At 64.1% G+C, this 15,016-nt stretch carries 16 protein-coding genes; 12 read left to right on the forward strand and 4 right to left on the reverse strand.

The window, feature by feature from the left end:
- Positions 1–2 precede the first annotated feature (2 nt).
- Both DDE75_RS05505 and DDE75_RS05510 read right to left on the reverse strand, forming a co-directional pair.
- Positions 3–1,079 (reverse strand): polysaccharide biosynthesis/export family protein, encoded by a 1,077-nt coding sequence (locus tag DDE75_RS05505; protein WP_108501394.1) that lies wholly within the window; start codon positions 1,077–1,079, stop codon positions 3–5.
- A 155-nt stretch (positions 1,080–1,234) separates the two neighbouring features.
- On the reverse strand, positions 1,235–2,602 hold the full coding sequence (locus tag DDE75_RS05510) for a capsule biosynthesis protein (protein WP_108501395.1): 1,368 nt from the start codon (positions 2,600–2,602) through the stop codon (positions 1,235–1,237).
- Between the two features lie 190 nt (positions 2,603–2,792).
- Between DDE75_RS05510 and DDE75_RS05515 the strand changes: the two genes are divergently transcribed.
- The 5 genes from DDE75_RS05515 to DDE75_RS05535 all read left to right on the forward strand — a co-directional run bounded on the left by DDE75_RS05515 (position 2,793) and on the right by DDE75_RS05535 (position 7,032).
- Positions 2,793–3,386 (forward strand): riboflavin synthase, encoded by a 594-nt coding sequence (locus DDE75_RS05515; RefSeq protein ID WP_108501396.1) that lies wholly within the window; start codon positions 2,793–2,795, stop codon positions 3,384–3,386.
- A gap of 36 nt (positions 3,387–3,422) precedes the next feature.
- Positions 3,423–4,541 (forward strand): 3,4-dihydroxy-2-butanone-4-phosphate synthase, encoded by a 1,119-nt coding sequence (gene ribB, locus DDE75_RS05520; protein ID WP_108501397.1) that lies wholly within the window; start codon positions 3,423–3,425, stop codon positions 4,539–4,541.
- A gap of 3 nt (positions 4,542–4,544) precedes the next feature.
- Positions 4,545–5,090 carry a 6,7-dimethyl-8-ribityllumazine synthase gene (locus DDE75_RS05525; RefSeq protein ID WP_108501398.1) on the forward strand — a complete coding sequence of 182 codons (546 nt, stop codon included), beginning with the start codon at positions 4,545–4,547 and terminating at the stop codon, positions 5,088–5,090.
- Entirely contained in the window at positions 5,087–5,575 is a 489-nt protein-coding gene (nusB, locus tag DDE75_RS05530; protein ID WP_108501399.1) for a transcription antitermination factor NusB, read from the forward strand. The genes DDE75_RS05525 and nusB overlap by 4 nt, the downstream gene beginning before the upstream one ends.
- A 518-nt stretch (positions 5,576–6,093) precedes the next feature.
- Complete coding sequence (locus DDE75_RS05535) at positions 6,094–7,032, forward strand: DUF481 domain-containing protein (protein WP_108501400.1); 939 nt, start codon at positions 6,094–6,096, stop codon at positions 7,030–7,032.
- A gap of 66 nt (positions 7,033–7,098) precedes the next feature.
- On the opposite strand, the gene DDE75_RS05540 is transcribed toward DDE75_RS05535, so the two are convergent.
- A complete protein-coding gene (locus DDE75_RS05540) occupies positions 7,099–7,596 on the reverse strand; it encodes a lactoylglutathione lyase family protein (RefSeq protein WP_108501401.1) in 498 nt (165 codons plus the stop codon).
- 95 nt (positions 7,597–7,691) lie between these two features.
- On the opposite strand from DDE75_RS05540, the gene DDE75_RS05545 reads away from it, so the two are divergent.
- Together DDE75_RS05545 and DDE75_RS05550 are read left to right on the forward strand one after the other, a co-directional pair.
- Positions 7,692–8,615 (forward strand): LysR family transcriptional regulator, encoded by a 924-nt coding sequence (locus DDE75_RS05545; RefSeq protein WP_108501721.1) that lies wholly within the window; start codon positions 7,692–7,694, stop codon positions 8,613–8,615.
- A gap of 24 nt (positions 8,616–8,639) precedes the next feature.
- Positions 8,640–9,620 (forward strand): aldose epimerase family protein, encoded by a 981-nt coding sequence (locus tag DDE75_RS05550; protein ID WP_108501402.1) that lies wholly within the window; start codon positions 8,640–8,642, stop codon positions 9,618–9,620.
- Positions 9,621–9,626: 6 nt separating this feature from the next.
- On the opposite strand, the gene DDE75_RS05555 is transcribed toward DDE75_RS05550, so the two are convergent.
- Complete coding sequence (locus DDE75_RS05555; RefSeq protein ID WP_211659305.1) at positions 9,627–10,289, reverse strand: GntR family transcriptional regulator; 663 nt, start codon at positions 10,287–10,289, stop codon at positions 9,627–9,629.
- Positions 10,290–10,402: 113 nt separating this feature from the next.
- Between DDE75_RS05555 and uxaC the strand changes: the two genes are divergently transcribed.
- The 5 genes from uxaC to DDE75_RS05580 are packed head-to-tail and all read left to right on the forward strand — an operon-like array spanning position 10,403 to position 15,012.
- Positions 10,403–11,809: a glucuronate isomerase gene (gene uxaC, locus DDE75_RS05560; protein WP_108501404.1), complete on the forward strand. Its 1,407-nt coding sequence runs from the start codon at positions 10,403–10,405 to the stop codon at positions 11,807–11,809.
- 22 nt (positions 11,810–11,831) lie between these two features.
- Positions 11,832–12,803: a TRAP transporter substrate-binding protein gene (locus tag DDE75_RS05565; protein ID WP_170310928.1), complete on the forward strand. Its 972-nt coding sequence runs from the start codon at positions 11,832–11,834 to the stop codon at positions 12,801–12,803.
- 58 nt (positions 12,804–12,861) lie between these two features.
- Complete coding sequence (locus DDE75_RS05570) at positions 12,862–13,449, forward strand: TRAP transporter small permease (protein WP_108501405.1); 588 nt, start codon at positions 12,862–12,864, stop codon at positions 13,447–13,449.
- 4 nt (positions 13,450–13,453) lie between these two features.
- Positions 13,454–14,734, forward strand: coding sequence for a TRAP transporter large permease (locus DDE75_RS05575; RefSeq protein ID WP_108501406.1), 1,281 nt, complete (start codon positions 13,454–13,456; stop codon positions 14,732–14,734).
- A complete protein-coding gene (locus DDE75_RS05580; protein WP_108501407.1) occupies positions 14,731–15,012 on the forward strand; it encodes a cupin domain-containing protein in 282 nt (93 codons plus the stop codon). The genes DDE75_RS05575 and DDE75_RS05580 overlap by 4 nt, the downstream gene beginning before the upstream one ends.
- Positions 15,013–15,016: the final 4 nt, after the last annotated feature.

Here is a 15,016-nt window from a genome sequence, read left to right on the forward strand (position 1 = left end):
GGTCAATTGCCGATCGAGCTGAGGCTGTCGGCCGTGGCCACGCTGCCGGTGACGGCGGACAGGGTCTTCTTCCACTGCACATAGGGCGCTTCGGTCACATAGACGGTATCGCCGTCGCGGATCACGAAGTCACGGGCCAGGAACAGCCCGTTCGGGCGCGTCAGGTCCAGCACATAGGCGAAACGCTGCGAACCGATCACCGGCTTGCCCAGCACCCGGCTTGCCACGGATTCGGGTTCGTTGCGCAGAACGAAGACACCGGTCGGGTCGGCAAGTGTCGAATTCAGGCCGCCGACCATGGCGATCGCCTCGGCTGCGTTGATGGTCTCATTGCCCAGGGGCACGCGGGTCTGGCCGCCAAGGGCGCCAAGCGCGGTGAAGTTGCGCTGGTCTTCCTCGACCACGATCAGGTCGCCCGGACGCAGCGCGATGTCGTTCGAGGGGCTGGCATAAAGATCCGTAAGCCAGACCCGACCGCTGTCGTTGCCGCGCTTGACGGTGACGACGGCAACCTCGGGGGCGATGGCGACGCCGCCTGCGCGCGCCAGCATCGCCGAGAGGCTGCGGGTCGGGCGTTCGATCGGATAGACGCCCTGCGCGCTGACGCTGCCGACGACCGAAACGGTCGCGCCGTCGCCTGCCATGCGCTGCACCGTCACTTGCGGATCGGGGGTCTGCGCGGACAGGCGCTGCGTGATCGTCTGGCGCAGCTGATCGGGGGTGCTGCCTGCGGCGCGGACGCGGCCCGCGTAGGGCACGAAGATATACCCCGCGCTGTCCACCTGGATCTCGGTCAGCTGGGTCGAGCTGCTGCCAAGCGATGCCAGCAGGCCGTCATCGACGTTTTCCCAGATCGACAGACCCAGAACGTCGCCCGCACGGATTTCGTCCGCCCCGACCTGACCGGCCGAACGGAAGCTGTTCGAGAAACCGTAGGAGGGTGCAAAATTGGCGGCCCTGGTCACGTGATCATTCACATAGATCACCTGAGTGTTGCCGCCGCGTTCGACCGCGCCATCGAAGATCTCGCTCTTGTTGGGGCCCGAACGCGGCAGCGCACAGGCCGAGACAAGTGTCATCGACGCAATCAGAAGCAGCCTTACCGGGGCATTGAACCGAAACAAAACTGTCACCTCGCTTACTCCTGTTATCCAGTTCCGGTCTTTGTCGACCGGTTCGTTGTCATTCTAGCGTTCCTGCACGCGGCAGGCCACGGAATATTGCCATTGCGGCATCATCCGTCCCGATCGCCAAGCTGCTGACGCGGAAGGGTTCGCCCCGATGCCAGCGCCTGATAGGGGTCCTCGGGCGACAGCATCATGTCTGCCACCTGCCGCAGGGCATGGGCGCGCGACCTTCCGGCATAGTATCCGCCGGGCACCTGGCTGGTCTGCAGCAGGTAATCGCGAAAGACGCGGTAAGCCTGCGGATCGGGTGCATCGGGCGATTGCAGGAAATCGTCCAGTGTCTGTTCGGACACGAGCCCCGGTTTTTCATAGACCGCGCGCCCCAGGGTCTTGACCGGGATTCCGCGCCATAGGGCCTGCTGGGCTGCGGTGGAATTGACGGTCACCACGGCACGGGCATGGGACAGGATCTCGGCCAGCTTGCCGCCGCGGATGTAATGCACGCGTTCGGCGATGCCCGCCTCCTCGGCTGCGGCGCGGATGGCCTTGCGGTTTCCCGCGCGCCCATCCTCCAGCGGGTGGGCCTTGAAGACCAGGTGATGATGCCGGGGGGCCGAACGGGCAAAGGCCGCGACGACCTGCTGGATGAACTGCGCGTTCTTCGTGAAGGGCGAATGGCCCAGAAAGTTCGAATCGTGTTCAAGCTGCATCGGGACCAGCGCATAGGGAAAGCCCGACAGCCGCAGCCGCCGCCATTGGACCGCCCGCCCGATGTTGTAGGCCGGGGCCAGCACGAAGCGGCGCAGGTTCAACCGGAATTCCTGAACGACCGAAATGGCCCGATGCCCGCGATAGGCGCGATAGCGGCCGTTCGCGATCAGGATCAGGAAATGATAGAAGGCGCCATAGAACTTGTGCTGGCGCATGTCGCCCCAATGGGCGGGGGGGCGGCGAACCTCGTTGATCTGTTCGCGCAGGGCGGCGCGCATCTCGGCCAGGCCGATGCCCAACAGTGCCGAGTTGCCGTTCGACCCGTGCCGTTCATAGGTGATCCAATAGGGGCGCAGGTAACCTTCCTCGAAGACGTGAAAGCGGATGCCGTTCGCGGCGGCCTGCGACCGGGCTGTGTCGTGGATGGCACGGACGTCGCCGTAAAGCACGATGTCGGTGACGCCCTTGTCGCGGATCAACGCGGCCAGGTGATCGGGCCATTCCAGCACGCTGCCTTCGTGGCGGATGAAACGTGGCTTGTCGCTCCAGAAAAACTCGTCGCCGGCGTTGAAGCCGCAGCGCCAGACCTCGGCGCCCGTGGCCCGCAGCAGGCGCGCCAGCCGGTCGAAGAAGGGACCATGCGGCCCCTGCAGCATCAGGAAGACGCGCCCTTCGCGGCCGCCAGCCACATCCACCTTTCCGGTCGCGCCCGAGGGCGGATCGGCCTTGGCGGCGCTGACGGTCTGCGGATCATACCGGATCATTGAAAGGGCAACTTGCAACAGGGTCGTATCCTCACCGATACGTTACATCATGGGATGCCATGAAGCCGGCCCTCGATCCAGCGAATTTTGCCAATGATGCAAATGCCGATCATTCCATCGGCGCGGGCTTGGTGCTTGATCGGGCAGGGGTGATGGCCTAGGTCAAACGCAAAGACGGAAAGGGATGGCTATGTTCACCGGGATCATCACGGATATCGGCATCGTTCGCGCGGTCGAGATGCGCGGCGACATGCGGGCGCGCATTGGCTGCGCTTATGACATGTCGGGCGTGGACATGGGGGCATCCATCGCCTCGGACGGCGTCTGCCTGACCGTGGTGGCCAAGGGCGACGACTGGTACGATGTCGACATCTCGGCCGAGACGCTATCCAAGACCAACATCGGCAGCGACGGCTGGCAGGTCGGCCAGCGCCTGAACCTGGAACGGGCGCTGCGCGTGGGGGATGAGCTGGGCGGCCATATCGTCAGCGGCCATGTCGACGGCGTGGCGCGGATCGTCTCGGCGGTGAACGATGGCGACAGCCTGCGCCTGACCTTCGAGGCGCCGCCCGAACTGGCCCGCTTTGTGGCCCCCAAGGGATCGGTCGCGCTGAACGGCACCTCGCTGACTGTGAACGAGGTCGAGGGCAATCGTTTCGGCATCAACCTGATCCCCCATACCCAGCAGGTCACCACATGGGGCGACGCCCGTGAAGGTGACGCCGTGAACCTGGAAATCGACACGCTGGCCCGCTATGTCGCGCGGCTTGCCGAAGCCGGATAACCCACCCCGCCGACAGGGCCATCAAAGGACAGCCAGATGAAATTCGAAGAACCCGGTCCGGTCGAAAGCGATCTGTCGGCGGTGATCGCCCCCACCGAGGAGATCATCAACGAGGCCCGCAACGGTCGCATGTTCATTCTGGTCGACCACGAGGATCGGGAAAACGAGGGCGATCTGGTCATTCCCGCCCAGATGGCGACGCCCGATGCGATCAATTTCATGGCGACCCACGGACGCGGGTTGATTTGCCTGTCCTTGACCGCCGAACGGATCGAGGCCTTGGGTCTGACCCTGATGAGCCCCAAGAACTCCAGCCGCCACGAGACCGCCTTCACCGCCTCCATCGAGGCGCGTGAGGGCGTGACCACGGGCATCAGTGCGCACGACCGCGCCCGCACCGTCAGCGTTGCGATCGACCCGTCGAAGGGCGCCACAGACATTGCGACCCCCGGCCACGTCTTTCCGCTGCGCGCCCGCGACGGCGGCGTGCTGGTCCGCGCGGGCCATACCGAGGCTGCGGTCGACATCTCGCGGCTGGCGGGCCTGAACCCCTCGGGCGTCATCTGCGAGATCATGAACGACGACGGCAGCATGGCGCGTCTGCCCGACCTTGTGGATTTCGCGAAACGCCACGACCTGAAGATCGGCACCATCAGCGATCTGATCCGTTATCGTCGCCGTCACGACAACCTGATCGTGGAACGCAGCCAACGTCAGGTCACCTCGGCCTTCGGGGGCGACTGGACGATGCGGGTCTTTGCCGATCAGACGCAGGGCACCGAACATATCGTGCTGACCAAGGGCGACGTGACGGGCGACGAACCCGTGCTGGTGCGCATGCACGCGCTGGACCCGCTGCATGATGTCTTGGGTGTCGGACGCGAGGCATCGGGCAGCATCGGTGCCGCCATGAAGGCCATCGCCGAGGAAGGCCGCGGCGCGGTCGTCCTGATCCGCGATCTGACCCATGCCATCGTCGATGCGACCGAAGCCGGGCCCCATACTCTGCGTCAATATGGGCTGGGGGCGCAGATCCTGTCGGCGCTGGGCCTGTCGCAACTGATCCTTCTGACCAATTCCGCGCCGGTGAAGGTGGTGGGGCTTGACGCCTACGGCCTTTCCATCCATTCCACCCGGCCTATCCCCAAGGATTGAGACATGGCCTCGAACACGCAACATCACGAATTGGCATTGCCGCAGTTTGACGCGCCGGTGCGGCTGCTGGCCGTCGTGTCGCCCTATTACAAGGACGTCACCGACGGGATGCTGGCGGGCGCCCGTACAACCGCGGCACAGGCCGGTGCCGTGTTCGACGTCATCGAAGTGCCCGGCGCGTTGGAAATTCCGACAGCCGTGGGCATGGCTGCGCGCAGCGGCCACTATGACGGCTTTGTGGCGCTGGGCTGCGTGATCCGCGGGGAAACGACGCATTACGACACGGTCTGCAACGACAGCTCGCGCGGGTTGACGCTGCTGGGGCTGCAGGGCGTCTGCATCGGCAACGGCATCCTGACGGTGGAAAACCTGGGCCAGGCCCAGGTCCGTGCCGATCCGGATGGACAGAACAAGGGGGGCGGGGCGGCCGCAGCGGCGCTGCATCTGGTCGCGCTGTCCCGCAGATGGGCAGGCACGCGCAAGGACGCCGCCGCCCCGCATGATGTGATCCGCCTGGCGGGCGAATTGGAAGGGCAAGGCAAAGCATGAGCGATATCGAACACGAGGGCGCCAAGCGCCCCGACCGCCGGACGCTCAGCAGCGCGGCGCGGCTCTATGCCGTTCAGGCGCTGTTCCAGATGGAGGCGATGGGTCAGGCCTCCGACCGCGTGACGCGTGAATTCCGCAACTATCGCATCGACTTCGAGGATCGCGATGGTCCGACGGCCCAGGCCGACGAGGAGCTGTTCGAGCGTATCGTCGATCACGCCGTGATGTGGCAATCGCGCATCGACCAGGCCACCGACAAGGGGCTGGTCGCGAAATGGCCGATCGAGCGGATCGATCCGGTGCTGCGCGCGGTCTTCCGTGCCGCCGGGGCCGAACTGGTCCTGAACCGCGCACCCTTCCGCGTCGTGATCACCGAATACGTCCGCCTGACGCAGGCCTTCTTCGCCGAGGGCAAGGAATCCAAGTTCGTGAATGCCGTCCTCGACCACATGGCACGGTCGCTGCAGCCCGACTCGTTCGACTGATCCGACCTGGAACCTGACAACGAAAAGGTCCGGACCCGTGAAGGTCCGGGCCTTTTTTCTTGATTTTGGCCCATGTTGCGTCAGTCTGGGTCCCAAGCCTGCACATTTGCCCCGTGGCCCGGCTGCAAGATGACGTAGCGACCGTGGTATCTGTGCAACAATCACGCTGTCGTCAGCGCTGCATTTCACTGCCTGAAAATTGAACAGTCACGGTGATGTTTCAATCTGCATGTAACGTAAGGTCACCCATCTTCCAAACCGGAACACCGAATTGCGCCCGCATGCGCGGCACTTGGCAGAATGGGCAATTGGTTGCATCACTTTATGTTTCAGTGGTTTTTCGGCAAGTTTCTGCCATTTATTGTCAAGGCCGAGGCTGCTCACATTTCCGCTAGCAGGCGTTTCCGGCGTTAGGCCTTTGAACCGGCAGGGGCACTCGTTAATTGATCCACCAGCAGAGATGCACCGGGCCCATGTCGGGGACGGGACACTCCAAACTCAGCTCGTGAGGACATGACATGAAAAAAGTTACGCTGCTGACCGGCACCGCCGCCATTCTTGCCGCACTGTCGGCCCCTGCCTTTGCCCAAAGCGAAATCGCCACCGGTGCAGATGCAACCGGCGTGTCGGCCATCGATGACCGCATCACCGACATCGAAGACAACGTCACCGACAGCTTCGACCGCGCCGTCGACGCCGACCGTTTCGGTCCCGCAGACCGCCGCCAGGGCCTGTTCGGCACCATGTCGCTCAGCTACTCGGGCCGCACCGGCAACAACGAGAACCAGGATCTGGCCGTCGCTGGCCGCGTGAACTACAATCAGGGCCAGTTCGCCCAGAGCGTCGGCCTGTCGATCGAATTCGGCGAAGACGAAAACGGCGACAAGGATCAGGAAGAAGCCAACGCGATCTACGACGCGCAGTACTACTTCAACGATCAGTTCTATGCCTTCGCCCTGGGTCGCATCAGCCAGAACGGTCTGGTCGACGGCGAGCGTGACAGCGATGCGCAGTCGGCTGATGACTTCGAAGCCGAATTCAGCGATCTGCGCCGCGACGCCTTCCTGGGCTTCGGTCCGGGTTACCGCGTTCTGAACACCCCCACCACCACCTGGCGCGTTCAGGCCGGTGTCGGCGTCCGCTACACGCAGACCGGTGCCCAGTATGCCGGCCGTGATTTCGACGGCAACACCGTCAGCGACAGCTCGGACACCGAGGTCGGCTACATCGCGTCCTCGCGTCTGTACCACCGCATCAACGAGAACGTCTTCATCACCAACGACACCGACTATCTGGGGTCGAGCGATGCCGACGACGTCATCACCAACGAGTTCGGCGTGAACTTCCGCCTGTCCGAGCAGCTGGCAACCCGTGCAAGCTACACCACGGAATACCAGGAAAACCGCAAGATCCGCACCGACAACTCGCTCGGTCTGGCAGTGGTCTACGGCTTCTGATCACCCGATCAGTCGTCTCTCTGTTGAAAGGGCGGTCCGCAAGGGCCGCCCTTTTTCGTTGTGCTGTCAGGAATAGGCGCCGGCGGAATAGGTCAGCTCGTAGCTGTGGCTGTAGATCTCGAAGACGATGCCGAAGGGGTCCTCGACATAGACCATGCGATAGGGCTTTTCGTCCGGGAAGTATTCGCGCACGGGCATCCGCTGCTTGCCACCTGCCGCGACGATGCGGGCCAGCAGACCTTCCAGGTCGGGGTCCTGAATGGCGAAGTGGAAGGTGCCGTGGCGGCGGAAGGGCAGGTTGTCCTCGGGCGCCTCGTTGCCGTCGAATTCGAACAGTTCGAAACCGATGCGGTCTGCGGTCGCCAGATGGGCGATGCGCATGCGGTTCCAACCGGGTCCGAAGACGTCGGTGCACATCTGCCCGATGTCGCTGTCATCCTCGGTCACCTCGGTCGGCTCCATGATGGTATAAAAGCCCATCACCTCGGAATAGAATTTGACGGCGGCGTCCAGCTCGGGGACCGAAAGACCGATATGCGAAAAGCTGCGGGGTGTCGGGTTCATGGTGATATCCTTTCGTTCTGCTGACCCTCAGCTAGACATCGTCATCCCATATGTGAAATTATCATTCGGCATGGTTTTGATAACGGATCGTCATGATGCTGAATGCGGCTTGGCTGCGGACCTTTGCCGAACTGTGCCGGACGGGGCATTTCACCAAGACGGCGCAGAACCTTGGGATGACGCAACCGGGCGTGTCGCAGCACCTGCGCAAGCTGGAGGCGCAGCTGGGCCATCCGCTGATCATCCGACAGGGGAAAGGGTTTACCCTGACCGCCGCGGGCGAGGCCGTGCTGCAACTGGCGCAATCTCGGCGCGAGGAGGAGCGCCAGCTGATGCAGGCGCTGCAGACCGACGACCCGCATCAGGGCGATGTGCGTATAGCTTGTTCAGGCAGCTTCGCGCTGCCGCTGATGCCCGCGCTGCTGCCGCTGATGCAGCAGGCACCGGGGTTGTCGATCAGGCTGGACGCGGCGCCTCAGGCCAGCGTGCTGCAAGGGTTGCACGAGGGACGGGTCGACCTGGGCGTTCTGGGTCACGACCCCGCCCATCCGCGTCTTGACGCACGCCATCTGGGGCAGGAACAGCTGTGTCTTGTCATCCCCGCCGATCAGAACCCCAGACCAACCTTTCATGATCTGCAACAGGCGGGGTTCATCGCCCATCCCGACGGCTTCGGTTATGCCGATGAGCTGTTTGCCCTGAACTATCCGGATCGGTTCACGGGGGCCGAGGGGTTGCATCAGCGCGCCTTCGTCAACCAGATCGGCCAGATCCCGACGCCGGTGGTGCAGGGCATCGGCTATACGCTGCTACCGCGCAGCGGGTTCCAGACCCACCCGGACAGGGCCATGCTGCGCATCGCCGATCTGCCCCACAAGCGTCATCACCAGCTGTGGCTTGTCAGCCGCAAGGATCGGCCCATGACCGCACGGGTCGAAGGCGTGGCGCGGTTGGTCGCGCAGGTGGCCGCCAGACTTGCTCTTTCCGAGGATGCCGGAATGGGCCATCAAGACGTCTGAACGATGCGGTGGAAAGGAAAGCGCATGCCCGATATCGAATTGCCCGACGGTCGCGTCGTTCAGGTGATCGCGCTGCGGAACGGTCCGATGCAGGCGCAGGTCCTGACCCTCGGGGGCATCGTGCAGGACCTGCGTCATGACAAGGTCGCGCATCCGCTGGTGCTGGGCTGTGCGAATGTCGCGGATTACCTGCAGGGCGGGCTCTATGTCGGCGCCTTGGTGGGGCGCTGCGCCAATCGCATCGCGCAGGGGCGCGCGGTGGTGGATGGCAGGCATTGCCATCTGGACAGGAACTTTCGCGGGCGTCACTGCCTGCATGGCGGGCGCGACGGTTCGGCGGTGCAGATCTGGCAGGCAAGCGATGTGCAACCCGATCAGGTCTGCCTGTCGCTGACCCTGCCGGACGGACATATGGGCTTTCCCGGCAGGATCACCATGAATGCCGTGATCGCCCTGCGTCCCGATGCGCTTCATATCGGCATCACCGCCACGACCGACGCGCCCACGCCCTGCAACATCGTCCATCACGGTTACTTCAACCTCGATGGCAGCGATGACATCGACCGTCACCGCCTGCAGGTTCCCGCGGCATCCTATCTGCCGGTGGATGCAAATCTTATCCCCTTGGGCGCGCCGCAGCCTGTCGCGGGGACCGAGTTCGATTTCCGGCAGCCGCGCCGGTTGGCGGGCGTCAGCATCGACCACAACTTCTGCCCTCCGGACGGCGGGGGGATGCGTTGCGTGGCGACCTTGCAGGGGGCCAGCGGCGTGAGGATGGATGTGCACAGCGATGCACCCGGGTTGCAGGTCTATGACGGCGCCCATTTCGACGGGCTCGCGGGGCTCGCGGGGCTGGAGGGGCGTGTCCATGGGCCGCGTGCCGGTTTGGCGCTGGAAACGCAGGCCTGGCCCGATGCGATCGGTCGCGCAGGCTATCCCGATGTCATCCTGCGACCGGGGCAGACCTATCGCCGTGCCACCGACTATCGCTTCACGATCCCCTGAAGGGGGTCATCCAAAGACCTCGGGGCGGTCGATGCGCAGGCGTGCCAGGATGTCGCTGATATGGCCAAGGTGCCCCCGCATGGCCGCCGCCGCGGCATCGGGGTCGCGGTCCTGCAGGGCCGCGATGATGGTGCGATGTTCGCTGAAGGCGAATTCGGCCCCGAACGTCAGGCTCAGATAGCGTACGCGGTCCATGTGGCCCTTGTTGTCCCGCACCAGCGCCCAGACAAACTCCAGCCCCGCCGCCTTGCAGATGTCGTGGTGGAACTGATCGTCCAGGGCATGGAACTCGGCGAAGCTGTCGGTCTTGATCGCGGCCTCCTGCCTGTCCAGCAGCGCGTTCAGATCCGAAAGATGCGCCGGCGTCAAGGTGGTCGCGGCATGGCGGATGGTCTGTTCCTCAAGAGCGCTGCGGATGAAATAGGCCTGCAGCACGGCTTCTTGCGAAATCGGCACGACGGTGGTGGCGCGCTGAGGGCGGATCTGGATGAAGCCCAGCTGCGAGAGGCGATAGAAGGCATCGCGCACCGGCTGCCGCGAGACGTTCATCTGCGCGGCCACCTCTGATTCGGACAGCTTGGTGCCGGGGGGCAGGGTCAGGTTCACCACGCGGTCATAGAGCACGTCGAAAATCTGATCGGTCACCGTGCGGGGCCGCAGTTCATCCATGCTTGGCAAGGCCTTGAGGCTTGAAGGGGACATATGCGGCTCCTGTTGACGCAATTTGTAAACTAGCATATTAGTTGACCACAGCCAAGACAAGCAGGGCAGGGGATCAACTGGTGGCGCTTTTGCACGAAGACAGGCTTTTTCCAACGGAAACAGGTGTTCGCGACCTTGCGCGCGACCTTTACGCGACCGTGCGGACACTGCCGATCCTGTCCCCGCACGGCCATACCGATCCGCGCTGGTTCGCCGAGGATCAGCCCTTTCCCGACCCCGCGCAGCTGTTCGTCACGCCCGACCATTACGTCTTCCGGATGCTGTGTTCGCAAGGCGTGCCGCTGACCGACCTGGGCGTGCCGCGTGTGGATGGCGGGTCGACCGAGGCCGACGGGCGCCGCATCTGGCAGCGGTTCGCAGAAAATTATTACCTGCTGCGCGGAACGCCGTCGCGTCTGTGGCTGGACCATGCGTTCCAGGACGTCTTCGGCATCGACCGGCGCCTGTCTGCCGAAACCGCCGACTGGTATTACGATCATATCGCGGAATGTCTGGCCAAGCCCGAATTCCGCCCCCGCGCCCTGTTCCAGCGGTTCAACATCGAGGCCATTGCCACGACCGAGGCTGCCACCGACGACCTGCGCTGGCACGCGATGATCCGCGACAGCGGCTGGCAGGGACGGGTCATCACCGCCTATCGTCCCGATGGCGTCATCGACCCCGAGATGGCGGGTTTCGCCGACAACGTCGCCCTGATGGGCCAGCAGACTGGCTTCGACACGACGACCTGGGCGGGCTATCTGGACGCCCATCGGGCGCGGCGGGCGTTCTTCATCGAACATGGCGCAACCTCCAGCGATCACGGCCACGCCAGCGCCCGGACCGAGGATCTGCCTCAGGCCGATGCGGCGGCGCTGTTCGACAAGGCCTTGCGCGGCATCTGCACCGCGGAAGAAGCCGACGCCTTCCGCGGCCACATGCTGACCGAAATGGCCCGCATGAGCCTTGAGGACGGGTTGGTCATGCAGATCCACCCCGGATCGCGCCGGAACCATTCCGATCAGGTCATGGCCATGTTCGGCCGCGACAAGGGTTTCGACATTCCCGGGCGCACCGATTACGTGACCGCGATGCGCCCGCTGCTGAACGCGGTGGGCATGGACCCGCGCCTGACGGTGATCCTGTTCACGCTGGACGAGACCGCCTATGCGCGCGAACTGGCCCCCTTGGCCGGCGTCTGGCCCTGCCTGCGGCTTGGTCCCGCATGGTGGTTCCACGACAGCGCCGAAGGCATGCGCCGCTTCCGCGAGATGACGACGGAAACGGCGGGCTTCTACAACACGGTCGGGTTCAACGACGACACCCGCGCCTTCTGTTCGATCCCCGCGCGCCACGACGTCGCGCGCCGGGTGGATTGTTCCTATCTGGCCACGCTGGTCGCCACGGGTCGTCTTGCGGAAGACGAGGCCCCCGAGGTGGCGCGTGACCTGACCTACGGCCTGGCGAAACGGGCCTACAAACTCTGAACTGCTTATTTGGGAGGATAAGATGAAGTTCCTGATGACGACGATTGCCGGGCTGATGTGCTCGGCCAGCCTTGCGGGCGCGTGCGAGATCACGCTGCGGTCCTCGGACACGCATCCCGACGGGTATCCCACGGTCGAGGGCGTCAAGGCCATGGCCACCGAGGTCAAGGAAAAGACCGATGGCCGCATCTGCATCGAGGTTTTCCCCTCGTCCCAGCTGGGCGAGGAAAAGGACACCATCGAGCAGACCCAGTTCGGCGTCATCGACATGGTCCGCGCCAGCTTCGGGTCGTTCAACGACATCGTGCCGGTCACGCAGCTGATGTCGCTGCCCTATCTGTTCCGGTCGGTCGATCACATGCACGCGGTCATGGACGGCCCCATCGGCGAGGAGATCGGCGCGGGCTTCGAGGAGAACGACCTGATCGCGCTGGCCTATTACGACGGCGGTTCGCGCAGCTTCTACAACTCGCAAAAGCCCATCACCTCGATCGAGGATCTGGCGGGCATGAAGTTCCGCGTGATGCAGAACGATGTCTTCGTGGACATGATGTCGGCGCTTGGTGCCAATGCCACGCCGATGCCTTACGGCGAGGTCTATTCCTCGATCCAGACCGGCGTCATCGACGGGGCGGAAAACAACTTCCCCAGCTATGACAGCTCGGGCCATGCCGAGGTCGCCAAGTACTTCACGCTGGACGAACACCTGATGGTGCCCGAACTGGTCGCCATGTCGAAGGCCAGCTGGGACAAGCTGACCCCCGAGGATCAGCAGATCATCCGCGAGGCCGCCCGCAATTCGGCGCAGGTCCAGCGCGAGCTCTGGGCCGAACAGGAAAAGGCCTCGCAGGAAAAGGTCGAGGCCGCCGGCGCCGAGATCATCACCGAGATCGACAAGACCCCGTTCATCGAGGCCATGGCCCCGGTCTATGAGAAATACGTCACCACCCCGGACGCGCAGGACCTGGTCAAGCGCATCCAGGACACGCAGTGACATCAGGCCGCCCGCGCGATCCGCGGGCGGCCCTTTCGAACCTTGAAGGGAACGCGCCATGCGCGATGGATTGATCCGGCTTGCCCGGATGACGGGGGCTGTCGCCACCGCGGGCCTGTGGCTGGCAGGCATCGGGCTGGTGCTGATGACCGCCTTCGTCTTTGCCCAGGTGGTCTTTCGCTACGTGATCGGCAGCAGCCTGTTCTGGGCCGAACCCGCCAGCGTCATGCTGATGGGCTGGTTCATCTTTCTGGGCGCCGCCGTGGGCGTCAAGGAAGGCTATCACCTGTCCTTCGACGTGGGGCTGATGCTGGTCCCGGCCAGCTGGCGCCCGTGGTTCCACAGCCTGTCCGATCTGGTCGTCACGGCCTTCGGCTTTGGGATGGCCTTCTATGGCTGGCAGTTGGCCGAACGGGTCGCCTCGGGCGTGGTGCCGGGTCTGGGGATTTCCCGCCTGTGGGACTTTGCGCCTCTGGTGGGCGGCGGCGTCCTGCTGATGCTGTTTTCGATCGAGCGCATCCTGCGCCGCGCCGCCGGCCTGAAGACCGCCCGCTTTGGTGAAATGGATGACGCCGCCGACGGCCAGTTGGACGGAGTGGCCGAAGGCCCCGCCGCGCTGGACGTCCTGAAATCCGGCAAGGAATGACGCGATGGAACTTTGGATACTCTTCGGCAGCTTCACCGCGCTTCTGCTGATCGGCACGCCGGTGGCGTTTTGCCTGGGCGCGGCCAGCTTTGCGACCATCCTCTATCTGGGGCTGCCGCCGGTGGTGGTCTTCCAGCGGCTGAACAGCGGCATTTCCGTCTTTGCGCTGATGGCCATTCCCTTCTTCATCTTCGCGGGCGACCTGATGGTGCGCGGCGATATCGCGCGGCGGCTGGTGGCCCTTGCGGGGGCGATGGTGGGGCACATGCGCGGGGGCCTGGGACAGGTCAACATCATGGCCAGCCTGATGTTCGGCGGGGTCAGCGGATCTGCTGCGGCCGACGCCAGCGCGGTCGGCGGGCTGATGGTCCCCCAGATGAAGGAACGCGGCTATGACGTCGATTATGCCGTCAACATCACGGTCGTTAGTTCCATCATCGCGCTGATGATTCCGCCCAGCCACAACATGATCATCTATTCCATCGCCGCGGGCGGGCGCCTGTCGATTGCGGACCTGTTCACGGCGGGGATTCTGCCGGGGATGCTGCTGGCGCTGATGCTGATGGCGGCCGCCTGGTATGTCGCGCGTAAGAAGGGCTATCCTACCGAGGCCTTCCCCGGTCTGCGCATGCTGGGCACGCTGTTCGTTTCGGCCCTGCCGGGGCTGATCCTGATCGCCATCATCTTCGGCGGCGTCCGGTCGGGGGTCTTCACGGCATCCGAATCCTCGAACATCGCGGTGGTCTATGCCCTGCTGATCACGGCGCTGGTCTATCGCAGCCTGCCATGGTCCGAATTCGTCGAGGCGACCAAGGGCGCCGTGCGCACCACCGCCATGGTCCTGCTGGTCATCGGCTGCGCGGCCTGTTTCGGTTGGTTGCTGGCCTATCTGCGTGTCCCCACGCAACTGGTCGCGCTGTTGGAAAGCGTCTCGGACAATCCGCTGGTGATCCTGCTGTTGATGAACGTGATCCTGCTGATCCTTGGCACCTTCATGGACATGTCGCCGTTGATCGTGATCACCACGCCGATCTTTTTGCCGGTGGCGCAAGCCTTCGGGGTCGATCCGGTGCATTTCGGGGTCATCCTGATCCTGAACTTGGGCATCGGGCTTTGCACGCCACCCGTGGGGGCGGTGCTGTTTGTCGGCTGCGCGGTCGGACGCATCAGCATCTGGCAGGCGATGCGCACCATTTGGCCCTTCTATGGCGCGGCGTTCCTGACTCTGATGCTGGTCACCTATGTCCCCGCCCTGTCCCTCTGGCTGCCTTCGGTGTTCAAATGAGCGATCCCATCCGCACCGTTCTTGCCCATTCGCCCGAACTGATGGTCGTCCGCTTTGCCTTTGCGGCGGGCGACCGGGGCGCGCTGCACAGCCATCCGCATGTGCAATCCACCTATGTCCAATCGGGGCGCTATCGCTTCACCCAGGACGGCCGCGACTTCGAGGTCGGGCCGGGCGATGCCTTCGTGATCCCATCGGGCGCCGAACACGGCTGCCTGTGTCTTGAGGCGGGCGAGCTGATCGACAGCTTCACCCCCCGCCGCGACGATTTTCTGTGAAAGG

Source organism: Paracoccus indicus, assembly GCF_003056335.1.
GTDB classification, from domain to species: Bacteria; Pseudomonadota; Alphaproteobacteria; order Rhodobacterales; family Rhodobacteraceae; genus Paracoccus; species Paracoccus indicus.

Excerpts from the sequence above, each read along its gene's own strand:
- DDE75_RS05505 (WP_108501394.1), bottom strand. The coding sequence starts at position 1,079 with ATGACACTTGTCTCGGCCTGTGCGCTGCCGCGTTCGGGCCCCAACAAG.
- DDE75_RS05510 (WP_108501395.1), bottom strand. The coding sequence starts at position 2,602 with ATGATCCGGTATGATCCGCAGACCGTCAGCGCCGCCAAGGCCGATCCG.
- DDE75_RS05515 (WP_108501396.1), top strand. The coding sequence starts at position 2,793 with ATGTTCACCGGGATCATCACGGATATCGGCATCGTTCGCGCGGTCGAG.
- ribB (WP_108501397.1), top strand. The coding sequence starts at position 3,423 with ATGAAATTCGAAGAACCCGGTCCGGTCGAAAGCGATCTGTCGGCGGTG.
- DDE75_RS05525 (WP_108501398.1), top strand. The coding sequence starts at position 4,545 with ATGGCCTCGAACACGCAACATCACGAATTGGCATTGCCGCAGTTTGAC.
- nusB (WP_108501399.1), top strand. The coding sequence starts at position 5,087 with ATGAGCGATATCGAACACGAGGGCGCCAAGCGCCCCGACCGCCGGACG.
- DDE75_RS05535 (WP_108501400.1), top strand. The coding sequence starts at position 6,094 with ATGAAAAAAGTTACGCTGCTGACCGGCACCGCCGCCATTCTTGCCGCA.
- DDE75_RS05540 (WP_108501401.1), bottom strand. The coding sequence starts at position 7,596 with ATGAACCCGACACCCCGCAGCTTTTCGCATATCGGTCTTTCGGTCCCC.
- DDE75_RS05545 (WP_108501721.1), top strand. The coding sequence starts at position 7,692 with ATGCTGAATGCGGCTTGGCTGCGGACCTTTGCCGAACTGTGCCGGACG.
- DDE75_RS05550 (WP_108501402.1), top strand. The coding sequence starts at position 8,640 with ATGCCCGATATCGAATTGCCCGACGGTCGCGTCGTTCAGGTGATCGCG.
- DDE75_RS05555 (WP_211659305.1), bottom strand. The coding sequence starts at position 10,289 with ATGGATGAACTGCGGCCCCGCACGGTGACCGATCAGATTTTCGACGTG.
- DDE75_RS05565 (WP_170310928.1), top strand. The coding sequence starts at position 11,832 with ATGAAGTTCCTGATGACGACGATTGCCGGGCTGATGTGCTCGGCCAGC.
- DDE75_RS05570 (WP_108501405.1), top strand. The coding sequence starts at position 12,862 with ATGCGCGATGGATTGATCCGGCTTGCCCGGATGACGGGGGCTGTCGCC.
- DDE75_RS05575 (WP_108501406.1), top strand. The coding sequence starts at position 13,454 with ATGGAACTTTGGATACTCTTCGGCAGCTTCACCGCGCTTCTGCTGATC.
- DDE75_RS05580 (WP_108501407.1), top strand. The coding sequence starts at position 14,731 with ATGAGCGATCCCATCCGCACCGTTCTTGCCCATTCGCCCGAACTGATG.